Raw genomic sequence first — 1,239 nt, 5'->3', positions numbered from 1 at the left:
GGGTAACACCTATTTTGATACAGCTGACAATTGGCTAAGACAGCACGACATTGGTTTAAGAATTCGCCGTTTTGATGACGTTTTCGTCCAAACCGTAAAAACCGCAGGACGCGTTGTCGCAGGCTTACATCAAAGACCAGAATACAATGCTGAGCACACAAATAATGAACCGGATCTTTCGCTTCATCCTTCCGATATCTGGCCGTCAGGCAAAGATGTCGCGACTCTACAATCCGAGTTAGTTCCGCTTTTTTCGACCAACTTCACGCGTGAGCAGTGGCTGATTGGTATGCCAGATGGCAGCCAAGTAGAGGTCGCGTTTGACCAAGGCATGGTTGTCGCGCAAGGGGAAGACGGAGAAGAGAGACAAGAACCGATTTGTGAAGTCGAACTTGAACTCAAATCTGGCCAGACCGATGCACTATTTACTTTGGCGCGCAGTTTCTGCGAACAAGGTGGGATGCGTCTGGGTAACTTGAGCAAAGCCGCAAAAGGCTACCGTTTAGCGACTGGTTACACTGGCGACGAAGTGAAGCCGCTTTCTTTAGTGGACAGTAACAAAACAGACACCGTTGAATACTGCTTAATCAATTCACTTGAACATGCTTTATCGCATTGGCATTACCACGAACAAATTTACTCAGAGCGCGACAGTGTGGAAGCGCTGCGTGAAATCAGTAACGCCATTCGTTTTATTCGCCAAACATTGACCATTTTTGGTGGCGTAGTGCCTCGTCGTGCGAGCGCTATCTTGCGTCAAGAATTGAAGTGGTTAGAAGAAGAGCTCGTTTGGCTTGATGAACATGCTCACCTTGAAGAGTTGCTTGATGATAAAGGTAACGTATTGCGCAAACTTGACGCGCGTAAGTTCCTTGTCTCTGAGTTGACTCAACAGTTGGAAGAGTTGCCAAGTCGTGAAGAGATGCTGACATTGTTGAGTTCGGCGCGTTACACAGGATTACTGCTGGATCTTAGCCGCTGGATCTTAGCGCGTGGCTGGCAGCCATTCTTGGATGAGAAAGCGCGCGAGAAGATGGCAAGCAACATCATGCCGTTTTCTGTAACGCAATTGGATCGCACTTGGGCTGAGCTGATGGAAGCTTTCCCTGCAGAGCGTGATTTGTCTGCGCAAGAGTATGTGGATCAGCGTTACCGTCTGCTGCGTAACCTTTACACTGGAATTGGTTTTGCGAGCTTGTACAACTTCGACGAGCGTAATAGCTTCCGCCTTCCTTGGGC

1 protein-coding gene is annotated in these 1,239 nt (G+C 48.5%); it reads left to right on the top strand.

Translation table 11 applies throughout. The features are described 5' to 3' along the window. On the top strand, positions 1–1,239 hold a 1,239-nt coding region (locus tag R8N47_RS23510; protein ID WP_318185893.1), incomplete at both ends, for an inorganic triphosphatase.

The sequence above is a fragment of the Vibrio sp. 2132-1 genome (assembly GCF_033344315.1).
Note: the sequence above shows the minus strand (reverse complement) of the source record. Positions and strands in the feature narration are given on the sequence as shown.